The following is a 15145-nucleotide window of genomic DNA, read 5'->3' as shown; positions in this document are numbered from 1 at the left end:
TATTTACTGCTCATCTAATAAATTGCGGAATCTACTAAAGAGATTTTTCGCTTTCGTTTTGGGCTTTTTCAATGTTGTTGTGTCAAAAAAATATTGTTTAATTTTATCTTCTAAGATGAGCATTCCATCATTGGGGCAGATAATAATCGTTGCAAGAGTACCATTATCTACATTTACGACTTTCACTTGTAAGCATTCTTGACCGTTAAATGAGAAGGTTTCCCGTGTACCAAGTTCTTCCTTATATTCATGCATTATATTTCCAATTGTAACATAGATAAGGCTTTTGAACCTACTGTATCTATAGGTTGTTGGCATGTCCAACACAGTCGAATATCCAATTCTATCTACTTCTGACATTATCTTGTTATAAGAAGTTGTTTCTAACCCTAATTGTACCTGAGCATTGATGTTAACTACAAAAAATAATAATGCCAGTATTGTAATTCCTTTTTTCATAAATTATCATTTTCTATTTGTTGTAATTTTTTAGTAGGTAAATTGTGGTAGTTGGTTACTTCTCCGTTTTTAAATGTTCTTTAATCTTTTTTCCAATTGTCGTTACCCAAATTACAGCATCGCCACCTGAGACTACATATTTCTCAGATTGTTTCCAATCATCTTGATCATTGACATTTACAGGATTGTAACTTAAACCTAATATTCCAACATTGATTAAAGGAAATTCATCTTCATTTGGTGATTCCTCAGTTGAGTTATCTTTTTCAAAAGTTTCTATTTTGGATTCAAGAAAATATTCTAAATCTTCTCTGAAAATATTTTGAATTATTGAAGCAACACGTAAAAACTCATTGTACGTAATTTTCTCTTCTAGAAAAGCACAAAAAAATTGAGCTACATATTTTGAGTCTGCATGGTCATCGCATTTATCCAATATATAGATTAATTTTTCTCCGACTCTTATTTTATTTCTGCTTTTGGTATCAATATTGGAAATCATCCTCGCTCTTTTCTCTGGTTCAATATCTTTTAATCCAGTTAAAAATGTAATCCTGCTCTCAAATTCTGAGTAACGTTTTGTGTATGGTTAGTTGCGTGGTTAAGCAACTAATTTAGCAAATAAATCACAGATAGAATATTCCGTAGGAATGTTCGTAAGTCGGCAGTGACCAAGCAATTAATTATACACCGTGTTGTATACAGGCTTTATTTTATTCATTAATGCTATTCACTTCAATCCAATAGCCATCAGGGTCTTGAAAGAACACTTGCGTTATTCCATCAGGTCTAATGTTAATCTTATTTAGGTTACCAGGGAAATCAGAGTATTCGATATTCATTTTTGTGAGTTTCTGCACAAATTCATCAAAATTCGCAGTTGATAAAGCAAGATGTATAGCCTTATTTGTCTTAATATCATCTTTGAAAATTGATAATAGGTGTAATTCTTTACCATCTCCTAATGAAATCCATTTTACATTTTCAGCTTCTGGTGGCAATGGAATTATTTCCAAGTTAAGAACATTTGTGTAAAATTCTGCTGATACATTTACGTCTTTAACTGACAACGCCATATGATTAAATGAAAGAGAGAAATCTTTTTTTTCTTGTCCGATAACAACATTTGAAAACTGAATTAAAATCAGTAGAATTATTGCTTTTTTCATAATTTTTTTTTAGTTCTGTTTTTAGCTTGTATACAACATGTATATAAACCCCATATGACGTTTATCTCCATTATATCATCACAAATCTAAAAGGTTTATGATGTTTTTATTAAAATTATTTCTTGCCACCTGCGTGCCGGCAGCTTTGTAATGTTTAAAAATACTCTTTATGCTATTTGTTTTATTACGGTTTCCCGTATTCACGCTAATTATTTTTTACAGGCGATGGTAAAAAAACCAATTTATGCACCAAGCACTCCCCCAGCCTTTCTAAAACACTCTTTAGTTTACCGCTTAGAGTATTGGTAGTGTTCCAGCATTTGGTTTGTGTTTCTTGTATGCTGGATCATAAAAGGGCTTCTATATTCGTAAATATAGAAGCATTGGAGTTTAATGTCAATAGGTATAAGTACCTGATTTTTTTTGCTTTTATTTAAATTTTACAGCAGTTGGTTTGTAGGGCATAGCACCCATTGCACTTTGGATCTTCTCGTTTTGATAAATAAAATGCTAAATGTTTACTTATAATTTGAAATGAAGATGGTTTTTCTTGTTTTATGGGGGTCAAAACACACTAACGTGTTTGTATAAGGTTAGTTGCGTGGTTTAAGCACTAAAGTTAATAAATAAATCACAGATAGAAAGTCCGCGAGGACCTTCGTAAGTAAGCTAAAACCAGCAATTAATTTTATACGGTGTTACCTTTTCGTTGTTTTTAATTTATTACTTTGTTAAATGTTAGTCCTTTCCAAGTAGCTTTTTCTACAGTATTTTTATTTAAAGTAAATTGGATTGGAAAACCACCTATTTTTGCCATTTGTACTCTAATAGCATTTGTTGTGTGTGGGGTTGCTATATCAGATTTTAGGTTACCAATGATAACTATCAATTTGTTTTCTTCAACTTCTTGTACTATTAAGGAACCAAATAAATCACTTGTATAAGTTCCAACATAAGAAGAGAAAGGTAGTTCAAGCTTCCAAGGTCTTTTTGCGATTTCAATCATATATTCATTATCTGATGCAATTGCTTGCGCATAATCTTTATGGTACTTTTTCATTTTTTCTTTATAGTAAATATCTAAATTTTCTCTTTTTGAGAAATAATCAAATACATAAGCACTAAGTAAAGTATTAAGGTATTGACTCATCTCTGCTTCGTTTGCCATTATAACTACACCAAGCCCAGTATTACGCACAAATGAGAATTGAGCATGCATACCGTTAAACCCACCATAATGATGAACGAGAGAGTCTCCTATTGGATTAGTAGCTATGTTCCAACCGTAACCGTAACCGAAGCGTTTAAGGTCATACCACTCTCTATCCTGCTCGGCATGTTTTAACTGGCTATTGTTAACTAAACTAGAGTCGATTATTTGTTCTTCATCAATTTTACCATTGTTTAATTGTACTATCATCCATCTTGCCATGTCTTGGGCAGTTGATATTATACCACCAGCGGCATGCATTGTATTATCCTTTTTTTCTAAAGAAAGACGAGTTAATTGATTTTTATCATTATTTTGTGTGTGTGGTTTTGCAATTTCCCAACCTTGCTTTATAGCCGTAGACATACGTGTACTTGTATGATTCATTTTTAAAGGTTGTAGTACTTCTTGCTCAACCAATGATTTCCAATCAGTACCCAATTCTCTTTCCATAATTATTTCTAGAATATTGTATCCTATATTGGTGTATTCAAATTCGCCAAAGGGAGCATCGGTGTTGACTACTGTAAATTGTTCCAATAATCCAAGTAATTTATCTTTATCATAAGAACCTGTGTACGCTTTTAAAGTCCCTATGGGGGGATTTTCTATTCCAGATGTATGTACAATCAAGTGTTCAATAGTAATGCTATCGGCTTTAAGCTCTGGCGCAAAATTAATTTCTGGAAAGGATGCCGCTAATGATTTATCAAAATCAAGTTGGCCTTTAGATTCGAGAATTAAAGCAGCCATTGCTGTGAACGATTTGGTAATTGAAGCAATATAAAAAAGGGTGTTTTCACTAACTTTTATATTTTTATCAACATCAGCTATTCCTAGATATTTCTCAAATATGATACGGTCGTCTTTTACGACCGATATGGCCGTTCCATATTTTGTTCCAAATTCGTTTGTAGCTAATTCTATAAAATCAGTATAGGCTTTATTGAACTCAGGATAATCTAATTTTTCTGTCTTGCTGCAAGAGCTTAAGAAGAGTAAGAATATTAGCAGTGTAATTGCTGTTATTTTCATATGTGTTAGACTGTTTTAATTAGGGTAATAATTATGTCTTGATGGACTGGTTTTATAAAATAAAATGTTTAAATATATTCTCTTATTGCTTTAGTTGCTATAGTACAATAAATCGATTCGTTGGGTTCAATTATTGAATTTTCATTTTTATTCTCAAATAAAGGCAACGTTTTGATTAGGAATAGTTTTTTGAGTTAGCTGTTAACTTTGCAATTACATATACCCATTTTTCGCTTCAAGATTTTAAAGCTGTATTTGTTTCATTTTTCCGTCTTTTGTGACAATTGCAATAGAGCCTTCAATTTTAAAACTATCATATTTGCAAGGAATGATTGTTTCTCCATATAAATTCATCAACCCACGCTTGTTGTTTTTAAAGGTAAAGACAAAATTTTCTTCAATTTCAAATTCATCATATTCGCAAGGAATGATTGTTTCTCCATATAAATTCATCAACCCACGTTTGTTGTTTTTAAAGGTAAAGACAAAATTTTCTTCAATTTCAAATTCATCATATTCGCAAGGAACAATTGTTTTACCGTCTAGATAGAACAATCCATGTTTATTATTTTTTGTAACAAACACCAAGTTTTCCTCGATTTTAAATTTGTCAAAGTCCTTAGAGAAATCAACTTTTCTGTCTTCACTTTTTAATTCAGCATTCTGTTCTTTTTTCGAGCTTTTAGATTGTGCTTCAATGCTAAATATGTTGATACATATAAGAGTTAAAATTAAAATTGAAGTAGATAGGATTGAGATTTTTTTTATTGCATTTGTTTTAAAATTAAAAAGGTCTTTTAGATACCATAAAATAGTATGGTTTTTCAATTTTAAGTTTTGATTTGAGATTTCGAAAAAATCAACTTCTAAAAATTTAGAAATAATTTTAATAGTAGAACTTCTCGGATTTACAGCACCAGATTCAATTCTCTGAATTGTACGAATTGTTACATTACATTTTTCAGCAACTTCTGCTTGTGTTAAACCTTTAGCTTTTCGTGCTTTAATTAATTCTTTTCCAAAAACAAGTTTGTCCATTTTATTTGAAATTTTAAGCAAAAATATCTTCAATCATAAAACTTTCCAAAAATTAACAGTGTTTTATGGATGACATTTGTACGACATTCGGGTTTTAAGCACCTAATTTTATTGTAAACGAGTATTCTAATGAATGCCAACGGTCTCGGCTATGAGTAGTTGCGTGGTTTAGCACTTAACTTTGCAAGTACACACCAAACTGAAAATCCGCGAGGATTTTCAGAAGCAGACAAGAACAAGCAATTACTTATAGCCATTGTTGGCAATAGTTTTTTTAATAATTTCTTGAATATACTTTTTTTTCCACTAGGTATTCCACAGTATTACCATCATCTGTTTTGAATTTTGTTTTCAATGTTTCTCTATTTTCTAAATTTTGATTATATACTACCAGATGTAAATGTGGTCCATTACTCCATCCAACATTTCCACTATACCCAATTAGTTGTCCTTTTGAAACTTTGTCACCAACTTTTACTTTAGAACCATTTTGCTTGATATGTGCATATTCTGCAAAAGTTCCGTCAGGATGATAAATTATTATAAGGTTATTATATTTTTTACATTCTTCTTTTCCACAATTTTTGTTATTCTTTTCTATTACTTTAATTACTACACCTTCTCTAACAGCGGTTAATTCTGTTCCAATTGGCATTGTGAAATCCAAATAATTTTCATTTTGATGGGAAAAATTCCCATTGTAACCTTGATAAATTTTAAACTGATTTAAGGTTTTAAAAGGTAAGTTATATATGAAATCATTGTCATATTCTTTATTATTATGTTTTCCGTAGTTCGTCCAGTATTTAAAGGAAAACTTATATGCTTTACCGTTTTTAGAAACTTTAAGAGACGTAAGAAGTTGTTTTTTACTCTTTGCATTGACAATATAAACATTATTGTTTCCACCCTTTATATTCAAATTAGTGATGGTAAAGTCAACTTTTACACTCACTGGGCAAAATTCATCATTATCAGCGTAGATATTGTAACCATTTTCAATTTGTTCATAATATATTTTGACTTTATGTTCAGCTTTACATAGTGATGTAATTAGTAGGAAAGTTAATAACAAATAGTTTTTCATTTAGGTTCTGGGTTAAATTATTGCCAACATGTATATAAACACCATATGACGTTTATTTCTATTATATAATCACAAATCTAAAAGGTTTATGATGTTTTTATTAAAATTATTTCTTGCCACCTGCGTGCCCGCAGCTTTGTAATGTTTAAAAATACTCTTTATGCTATTTCTTTTATTACGGTTTCCCGTATTCACGCTAATTATTTTTTACAGGCGATGGTAAAAAAACCAATTTATGCACTAAGCACTCCCCCAGCCTTTCTAAAACACTCTTTAGTTTACCGCTTAGGGTATTGTTAGTGTTCCAGCCTTTGGTTTGTGTTTCTTGTATGCTAGATCATAAAAGGGCTTCTATATTCGTAAATATAGAAGCATGGGAGTTTAATGTCAATAGGTATAAGTACCTGATTTTTTTTGCTTTTATTTAAATCTTACAGCAGTTGGTTTGTAGGGCATAGCACCCATTGCCCTTTGGATCTACTCGTTTTGATAAATAATAGCTGCTTGGAGCAGTATATTTTTAAGGAACTCCACAATCCACAAAAAAGGGGCTTATCACCTTGTCTTTGAGATGTTCTCAATGTGCGAACCTTCTAGGTTGGATGCAGTTATAGAAAACAGGACCAATCATTCCATACAATTGAAATGAATTTGCCCGGTATGTTAAGACTAGAAAATAGAATGAATAAAAAAGTCGCAAAGCATCCCTATAAAAAGCTGCGCCTAGCCTATTACGATCGGTCTTTAACGAAGAAAAGGGATGTTTTTTATCTTAGTTATTTGTTGTGCTTTCGTTATTTTCCGGCAGCGTTTTTTGTTTAATTTCTCTAAAGAATTTTCGCTAATAATGAAGGCTTTTGGCTACAGTTCATTTCCGTAGATATCCAACTCGATAACATTTTTACCCAGCTTTTTAACCTGACTCAATTGTGTTGCCTTGTCTCCTACTACTAGATACACCATCGCATTTTCAGCTATGTGTTTGTTGATGGTGGCTTTAAAATCTTCTAAACTCATATTGGCAAGTAGCGCTTGTTCTTTGTCTACATAGTTGAGGGGCTTATCGTATTTGCTAATGTTGCTTAGCAATCCAATTTTTGCTCTAAAAGACTCAAAAGCACGGGTGTTTGCTTTTACTATTTTATTCTTCGTTAGTTCAACATCTTCCTGGGTAAACCCTGGGCCGTATTCTTTGACCATATCCTCAATGATCTCTAGTGATGGCAAGGTTGCATTGGCACGAACACTCGAGGTAATTGTGAAGGCTCCTTTATCCATGCGATTGGGTAAGTATGAGTAGGCACCATATGTATATCCTTTCTCTATTCGCAATGTTTGAAATAAACGTCCACTAGAACCACCTCCTAAAATTTCGTTTGCATAATCTAATTTCTGAGCCGCTGGATCGTTTGTTGAAAGTGAAACGTTGCCAATATACAAGACCGATTGTTTTGCATTGGGGACATCTATAAAGTACAAATTACCCGCAATATCGTTTGTTGTAATTTCCATCGCAGGCATTGTAATTGTATCACCAGTCCAATTTTTCTCCAAAGAACTTAATGTATTGCTTACCTTAGCTTGGTCTATACTTCCTACTACGTGAAAGCTTGTTGCTTTTGGACTGAGGTTTTTATAGAACGCTTTTACATCTTCTAAAGTGATATTTTCAGCCGTTTCTAAAGTACCGTTGGTTGGGATTCCATAAGGGTGATTTTCTCCGTATAATAATTTACTAAAATTGATGGCCGCAATAGCGGTTGGGTTTGCTTCTCTTCCTTTTAGTGAAGTAAGCAATTCCTGTTTTAAACGATTGAATTCTGTTTCATCCCAACGTGGCTCTAAAATCATTTCTGCTACCAATTGTATCGTTGCATCAAAATTTCTTGCAAGACAGTTTCCGCTAATAAAAATTTCATCAGCACCGGAACCTATATAGATGCTTGAACCTAAAAGACCAACGGCCTCTTCCAACGCTGCCGCAGTCTTCGTTTTAGTTCCTTCGTTCATTAAGTCTGCCATTAAAGAAGCGATGCCTGCTTTTCCTTCAGGATCTAGGCTGTGTCCCCCGGTAATGGATATTTCAAAGTTAACCAAGGGCAGTTCGTTGTTTTCGATTCCGTAAAGGTTCATACCATTTTCTAAACTTGCTGTCCAAACCTCTGGCATTTTTAAAAGTGGGGCGTCTCTAAAAGCAGGCTCAGACCTATCAAATTTTGAAGGGGTTTTTTCATACACTGCCTCTGCTCCTTGGCTTACTTCTTCGCTTGCCGCCATAGTAGCTACTTCTTCAATCCAGACAGTAGCCTCTTTAGCATCGCTAATGGCAAGCTCTGGTGTGTCTTTAGGAATGACGCTGGTCATTATATAATGTTTACCCTTGATGTATTTTTGATACACCGCCATAATATCTTCACGCTTAAGGTTTTTAATAATATCTGTATCCTTAATGGTTCGTTCTGGATCACCTGCAAATTCATTATCGGAAACTAGTTGGAATGCCTTGTTCAATACCGTAGCAACGCCTTCATATACCTGAGTTTCTAATTCCGCTTTGATTCTGGTGAGCTCATTATCTGTAAATCCGTTGGTTTCAAAGTTTAGGAGCCCTTGATCTATGGCTGCCTTTACATTATCTAATGGTACGCCCTCATTACCGCGCACTTGTATCACAAATTCACCTGCTAATTCGCTGCTATTTTGATACGAATAAACACGTGGCGCTAATTTCTTTTCTTCCACAATACTTTTATACAGTGCTGCTTTTTTACTTCCGCTTAATAACTGTCCTAAAACTTGAAGTGCGTAGGAATCTTGGTTATAGTTTTCAACCGTTGGAAACACCATTCTCAATTCTGGTAGTTTGGCAAAATTATCCTTGAAATACAAGGATTTAGTTTCAGTAAGCGTTACGGGCATTGGGTTTAAAGCTGCTACTTCTGGACCACTTAGAATTTCACCAAACCATTTTTTTACAAGCTCTTTTGTTTCTTCAATTTCAATATCACCAGCAATTACTAAAGACGCATTTGCTGCACCATAATATTCACGGTAAAATTCTTTTACATCTTCTAAGGTTGCAGCTTGCAGATCTGGTAACGCTCCAATTACCGTCCAACTATATGGATGTCCTGCAGGATACAAGTTTTTTCTGATGATTTCGTCTGTATAACCGTAGGGTGCATTATCAACACGCTGGCGTTTTTCATTTTTAACGACTTGTTTTTCCCGCTCCAACGCTTCTTTTGTAACGGTATTGAGCATATATCCAAAACGATCACTGTCTATCCACAATATTTTTTCGAAGGCATCCTTAGGCACTACTTCATAATAGATGGTACCATCGCTCCAAGTGCCTCCATTTCGGCTTCCACCCCATTCTGGGATCATTTTTCGGTTGGCGCCCACGGGTACATTTTCAGAATCATTAAAAGACATGTGTTCAAAGAAATGTGCAAAACCAGTTTTCCCGGGTTTTTCGCGATTAGAACCTACATGCATTACCGTTGCTACCGCAACAATAGGATCGCTTTTATCCACGTGTAATATTACTTCTAGACCATTTTCTAAAGTAAACTTTTCATAGTCTAGTTTGAATTCGGTTGTTTCTTCTTCTGTAGTTTCACTCTTTTTATCACAAGAAGAAAAAAGAAGTGGAAGGACTAATAGCGGCAGTAGAAAAGTCTTTTGCATAGGATTTATTCATTGTTGGTTTAACAATCAGAAATATAACCACATTAACCTAGATATTAAGGTAAAGTTTTCTTAAAATATATAAGCATAAAGCTATTCAATTATCTTTGCATAAAATTTATAAAAATGAATATATCGGTAAAAGGTTTTAGGATAATTAGTATTCTTGAGGCTATGTCTTTCTTACTCTTGTTGGGTATTGCGATGCCGTTGAAATATATTTGGGATGTCCCAGAAATGGTGCAAATAGTTGGAATGGCGCACGGTGTTTTATTTCTGCTGTATATTGCTGGAGCAGTTTATATGAGTCAAGTACTAAATTGGAGTGTTAAGATTCTGGTTATTGTAGTACTTTGCTCTATCTTACCTTTTGGTCCCTTTTACGCAGACCAAAAATATTTACCTAAGAAATAGGCTGTCTCGTGGCAGGCTTTCAAATGAGTAGATATCAAAAAAACAGCTTACAAAATAAAGATAGAACAAGTTGCCATCATAGCGCTGAGAAAAAAAAACAAGCTGTTTTGGCATTAAAACCTAAGAAATGAATAAAGAAACTGTAACACGTCTTTATGAATCCTTTCAAGACTATCTTGGAAGTTTTGATATGAACGAAACGCTGGCAAACATTCTTGTAATAGCCATTGTTCTTTTAGTGGTTACAATAATAGCAACCCTTTTAGATATTATTACCCGGAAATTAATTATACAGGTAGTCAAGCTTTTTGGCGATAGCAATACCAAGACTTTTGACGATTTCTTAATGGAAAGTAATTTCCCGCGTTTTATTGCGCATTTTGTACCTATTTCAATCTTCTTTTTTATCATTCCCATTGTATTTAAAGACTATCAGGCCGTCGCTGCCTTAGGGATCACAGGGTTAAAGTTATATGGAACGGTCTTATCTATATTAGCGTTTAGAAGTATTTTAAGAACCTTAAAGAATTATGCTGAAACTAGAGAAAGATATCACGACAAACCCATACAGAGTTACGTGCAGGTGATGATGATTTTTGCTTGGGGTATTGGTATTTTCTTTTTTGTGACCCTGTTGTTTGATTTTAATTTTGGAAGTATTGCTACATTGGGGGCAACTTCTGCCATTGTGTTATTAATTTTTAAGGATACGCTTCTTGGCTTTGTTGCAAGCATTCAGGTTTCTGTTAATGATATTGTGCGCATTGGAGATTGGATTACGTTTAGCAAATTCGGTGCAGATGGGTATGTTACTGAAATAAACCTCGCCACAGTTCTAGTTCAAAATTTTGACAATACGTTTACTACAATTCCAACCTACAGCCTTATTGCAGATTCTTTCCAGAACTGGCGTGGCATGCAAGAAAGCAAAGGCAGAAGGATAAAACGCTCTCTATTTATAAAACAGAATACCATACATTTTATGGATGCTGAAAAATTAGACGCCCTGAAAAAGATACAGCTTATTGCCCCTTATATAGAACATCGGGAAAAAGACCTGTTAAAACACAATGCTGCGATACAAGCAGATAAAGCGTTTCTTATTAACGGAAGGAACCAAACCAATTTAGGCATCTTCAGAAATTATGCGGAATCGTTTCTTCTTGAAAACAAACTCATCAATCAAGATCTATTTTTAATGGTTCGCCACTTACAACCTACAGATAAAGGGATTCCTATTGAAATATTTTGTTTTAGTTATGACAAAACGTGGGAAAACTACGAACGCATTCAGGCAGATATTTTTGACCACTTGATAGCAGCCATTCCTTATTTTGGACTGGAATTATTTGAAAGCCCATCTGGCAGTGACTTTGGTGGCCTCACTGGTAAGAATAAATAAGCGCCAATTAGCCGTCAGTAAACCTATCTTTCACATATTCTATTTTGGTTTTACCGTGTGCTTGAGGTTTTCTGTCAGGACCCAGACTTACCATAATTATGGTGTCAATAGTAATGATCGATGCTCGGGTCATTTTATTTCGCACTTCGCAAGCCAGCGTCAAAGAGGTTCTTCCATATTTAATAGGTTGTAATCCTATCTCTATTATATCGCCCTTCTTAGCAGAACTTCTAAAATTAATTTCGCTAATGTATTTAGTGACCGTGTTTTGGTTTTCTAGCTGTATAATAGCGTACAATGCTGCTTCCTCATCGATCCATTGCAACAACCTGCCTCCAAATAGGGTGCCGTTGGGATTTAAATCTTCTGGCTTAATCCATTTTCTTGTGTGGAAATTCATAGTAACATAAAGTTTTAAAGATGCTTATTTGTGCTATTTGTAAAGTAGTGCTAAAATACTCTTTTATCTTTTCGATAAAATGAGGAGCTGGTAACGGTAAGGAGCCTTCTATATTTTGATGTAAAATAAATGGAGTAATTGAATTAAGGCAACAGGGGTTTTCAAGATGATCTTTGTTTGCTATGAAATTTAATGTTTGAAGAATTTGCCGCATTTTCAAGGTGCATAGCTTGACTGTTGGACATAAAAAAACCACTCTCTAAAATAGAAAGTGGTTTTTTATAGTGTTCTTTTATTAGTTATCTCCTAGTATCAAAGGCATACCACTTTCTCCACCTCCAATAATGATCACCTTAGTATTTGGAGATTCAGACAATTTTATAGTAGCATCAATCCCTTTATCCTGTAGGATTTTATCTGTTAGTGATGCGCTCAAAATTCTGTTTGATTCTGCTTTACCTTCCGCCTCAATAATTACTTTTTCAGCTTCTTTTGCGGCAGTAACAAGTCTAAACTCATATTCTAAAGATTCTTGCTCTTGCTTCAATTTACGTTCAATAGCGTCTTTAATAGTGTTTGGTAAAGTAACATCACGCACCAACACTTCGTTTAATTGTACATATTGCTTAGCAAGAATTGTTTTTGTCTCAGCAAAAATTTCATCTTGGATTGCATCACGTTTACTACTGTACAATTGTTCTGGTGTATAACGCCCTACAACACTTCTTGCAGCAGAACGAATTGCAGGCTGTATAACACGCTGCAAGTAGTTTTCTCCTAGACTTTGGTGTAGGTTACCTAATTCATTATAAACAGGCTCATACCAAGCAGATGCGTCGATTTGTATTTCAAGTCCATTAGACGATAAAACTTTCATTTTTTCGAATAATTCTTGCTGTCTCACTTCATAAACATACACTTTATTCCAAGGTGCTATGATGTGAAAACCTTCACCCAATGGTGGCTCATCTGTTACAACACCATTATTAAAAGTTTTATAAAGCACTCCGGCCTCTCCAGAGTCAATAGTTACCGCAGATTTTGCCAATAATATTATTAATAATACGACAACAATAATTACGGGTATTCCGATTTTAGGTATTTTTTCCATTTTTTTCACCCGTAAAGACAGGCAGCTATTTGATTAATTTTAATTTATATAAGACCGTTAAATTTTCTAGTAAACCATTCTAAGGACAGCGCCAAAACAATGAGTCCTAACAAGAATTTCCAATCGATTAAAGATACTACTTTTTGTTCACTTTTTTGTACTGAAACGTAGGTTTCATCTGCTAATAAATCGTTAATTAAATCATCAACTTGCCCCGGAAAGTAAGCCTTTCCTCTAGTTTTTTCAGCAACTCTGCTTAATTTTGCAATGTTGGCGTTTAAGAACTGTTGTTCGATATTAAACTCAAGTATCGTAAAGCTACCACTGCGCGCTACCTCCTCGTTAGTGACTGAAATAGTATATGCATATTCACCAGCCTCTAAGGTGTTTAAATCAACCTCAAAATAGTTGTTTTTAAGCAACATTGGGAACGTCTCTCTCTTTTTAGACTCTGTATTTAGTACTGAAATTGAAAGCGAAACCCTATTGTCAAAAACAAAACTCTTGTCAAAATATTGTGCGGAAATTTTTATTGGATTGTTATTGTGATAAAAGGTTTCACTGCTAACCTCTAATCTACTCCGGCGTTTATTAGAGGCTAAATACTGTACCATTTTCCCTACAAAATCATCAAAGTCCTCAAAACTTTTTCCTTTAAGATAGGATTGTGCACGCCATTTCCAAAGAGATTCGCCATCCCAAATCGCGTGTCGGGTGTTATTAATCTCAATGGTGGCAAGTAAGGGGCTTTCGCTAGGAATACCATCTATCGTTTGCTCTAAAATAGTTTCGTGAGGAACCTCAACTGTTAATTGACCAAACAGTGTTTGTAAGGGCGGAAAGTCATCAAAGCCAATATCATCTATTGCAAATATCCCATAATTTGGGTTTAACAATGCGCTGGGATCCTCGGTTTGATTGGTGACGTCTTTTGTATAATAATTTTGAGCTGAATTTAGAAAATCCCAATCGGTTTTTGTTCCTGTTATAGCGAAGGTGTTTTTATTCAGCCTTTGAATTTCTCGGTAAACCGAAGTAAACTCTCGATCGGGTTGGTACAAGATTATCAATTGATACTCATTTAATATTGAAGCAGCTTCTGAAGATTTTTTAAATGTAACCGTGCGCTGTTCGTTCGTTGTAATGGCTTTTTTAAGCATTCCTAAATCTGGATGGATAATATCACTTACAATAAGGACATTGGTCGCTTCATCGATCACCTCAACTGCAAAACGTTTGTTATTATTCACTTTGTTTTTTTCATCTTCCAAAGGAACAATCGAAGCTGTATAGCGCTGTAGTCCAACTTTTGTAGCGGGCAGTGTAAGGTTAATTGTTTTAGAATTGTTCCTTTCAGAAAAGGCAACGTTTTGATTAAACAATACGGCAGATCCCTGAGTTATAGTAAATCTTGAACTAACACTTTCAGTACCACTATACACCAACACCACTTCCACTGGAAATCGATTTTTTAAAAAAGCATATCTATTGGTATTCAGTTGCTGTATTTTTAAATCTTTATACTTTATGGAATCGCCAAGAATTATTGGGTATACCGGGTTTTTAAGTTGATTGGTAGCAAATTCATAGTCAGTTCCAATGGTTTGATTTCCATCCGTCACTAAAATAGTGGGGGCTATTTCAGTATCAAAAATTTCAGCAACGGAATTAAAGACACTTGAAATGTTCGTATTATTTTCATCAAAAGACAGGGAATCTTCCCCCTTAAAGCTTGTCCCAAATTGAAAATAAGCAATATCGAATTTAGTGGAAAGCTCAGAACTTTCGGCAAGTAAACCCTTTACATATTTTACATTTTCAGTTTGATTTAATTCATTGATTGAAAAAGAGTTGTCCAATACTACTGAAAGTTTTGGTTTATATGTTGTATAGGTCTCGCTTTTAAATTTTGGATTAATGATTAGCAGTAAAATGCTAAAGATTGTAATACCTCTAAGGATTCCAAAAAGCCATCTTAATTTGCCTCTGTATTTGGTTTTGTATCCATACATAAACACAGATACAATAATGGAGACTATCGCGGCAAATACAATATAAAGTATGGTTTCTGGAGACAAGGCTTGAAGATTTAGGGTTCTTGTTTTATAGTTCGCCGTTTGTTGTAAA

Annotated in this window: 12 protein-coding genes; 2 read left to right on the top strand and 10 right to left on the bottom strand. The window is 34.1% G+C overall.

Going from position 1 to position 15145, the window contains the following annotated elements; all coding sequences use genetic code 11:
• Positions 1-3: 3 nt before the first annotated feature.
• The 7 genes from ABXT67_RS13410 to ABXT67_RS13380 form a co-directional block, all read right to left on the bottom strand.
• Positions 4-459, bottom strand: coding sequence for a hypothetical protein (locus ABXT67_RS13410; protein ID WP_415374552.1), 456 nt, complete (start codon positions 457-459; stop codon positions 4-6).
• Between the two features lie 55 nt (positions 460-514).
• Entirely contained in the window at positions 515-961 is a 447-nt protein-coding gene (locus tag ABXT67_RS13405; protein WP_415374551.1) for a hypothetical protein, read from the bottom strand.
• 211 nt (positions 962-1172) lie between these two features.
• Positions 1173-1628, bottom strand: a complete 456-nt coding sequence (locus ABXT67_RS13400) for a VOC family protein (protein ID WP_415374550.1) — start codon at positions 1626-1628, stop codon at positions 1173-1175.
• Positions 1629-2343: 715 nt separating this feature from the next.
• Entirely contained in the window at positions 2344-3873 is a 1530-nt protein-coding gene (locus ABXT67_RS13395) for a serine hydrolase domain-containing protein (protein ID WP_415374549.1), read from the bottom strand.
• 243 nt (positions 3874-4116) lie between these two features.
• Positions 4117-4911, bottom strand: a complete 795-nt coding sequence (locus tag ABXT67_RS13390; protein WP_415374548.1) for a helix-turn-helix domain-containing protein — start codon at positions 4909-4911, stop codon at positions 4117-4119.
• 274 nt (positions 4912-5185) lie between these two features.
• Positions 5186-5998, bottom strand: a complete 813-nt coding sequence (locus ABXT67_RS13385; RefSeq protein ID WP_415374547.1) for a M23 family metallopeptidase — start codon at positions 5996-5998, stop codon at positions 5186-5188.
• A gap of 861 nt (positions 5999-6859) precedes the next feature.
• Positions 6860-9691, bottom strand: a complete 2832-nt coding sequence (locus tag ABXT67_RS13380) for a M16 family metallopeptidase (protein WP_415374546.1) — start codon at positions 9689-9691, stop codon at positions 6860-6862.
• Positions 9692-9817: 126 nt separating this feature from the next.
• Here ABXT67_RS13380 and ABXT67_RS13375 point away from each other — a divergent pair, with 126 nt between their 5' ends.
• Together ABXT67_RS13375 and ABXT67_RS13370 are read left to right on the top strand one after the other, a co-directional pair.
• The gene (locus tag ABXT67_RS13375; RefSeq protein WP_415374545.1) at positions 9818-10105 is read left to right on the top strand and encodes a DUF3817 domain-containing protein; all 288 of its coding nucleotides are present in this window, start codon (positions 9818-9820) and stop codon (positions 10103-10105) included.
• 127 nt (positions 10106-10232) lie between these two features.
• Entirely contained in the window at positions 10233-11507 is a 1275-nt protein-coding gene (locus tag ABXT67_RS13370) for a mechanosensitive ion channel family protein (RefSeq protein WP_415374544.1), read from the top strand.
• A 7-nt stretch (positions 11508-11514) separates the two neighbouring features.
• On the opposite strand, the gene ABXT67_RS13365 is transcribed toward ABXT67_RS13370, so the two are convergent.
• The 3 genes from ABXT67_RS13365 to ABXT67_RS13355 form a co-directional block, all read right to left on the bottom strand.
• On the bottom strand, positions 11515-11907 hold the full coding sequence (locus ABXT67_RS13365) for an acyl-CoA thioesterase (protein WP_415374543.1): 393 nt from the start codon (positions 11905-11907) through the stop codon (positions 11515-11517).
• Positions 11908-12202: 295 nt separating this feature from the next.
• On the bottom strand, positions 12203-13018 hold the full coding sequence (locus tag ABXT67_RS13360; protein WP_415374542.1) for a prohibitin family protein: 816 nt from the start codon (positions 13016-13018) through the stop codon (positions 12203-12205).
• 44 nt (positions 13019-13062) lie between these two features.
• Positions 13063-15096 carry a VWA domain-containing protein gene (locus tag ABXT67_RS13355; RefSeq protein ID WP_415374541.1) on the bottom strand — a complete coding sequence of 678 codons (2034 nt, stop codon included), beginning with the start codon at positions 15094-15096 and terminating at the stop codon, positions 13063-13065.
• Positions 15097-15145 lie beyond the last annotated feature (49 nt).

The organism is Patiriisocius sp. Uisw_017, from assembly GCF_047731265.1.
GTDB lineage: Bacteria > Bacteroidota > Bacteroidia > Flavobacteriales > Flavobacteriaceae > Patiriisocius.
Note: the sequence above shows the minus strand (reverse complement) of the source record. Positions and strands in the feature narration are given on the sequence as shown.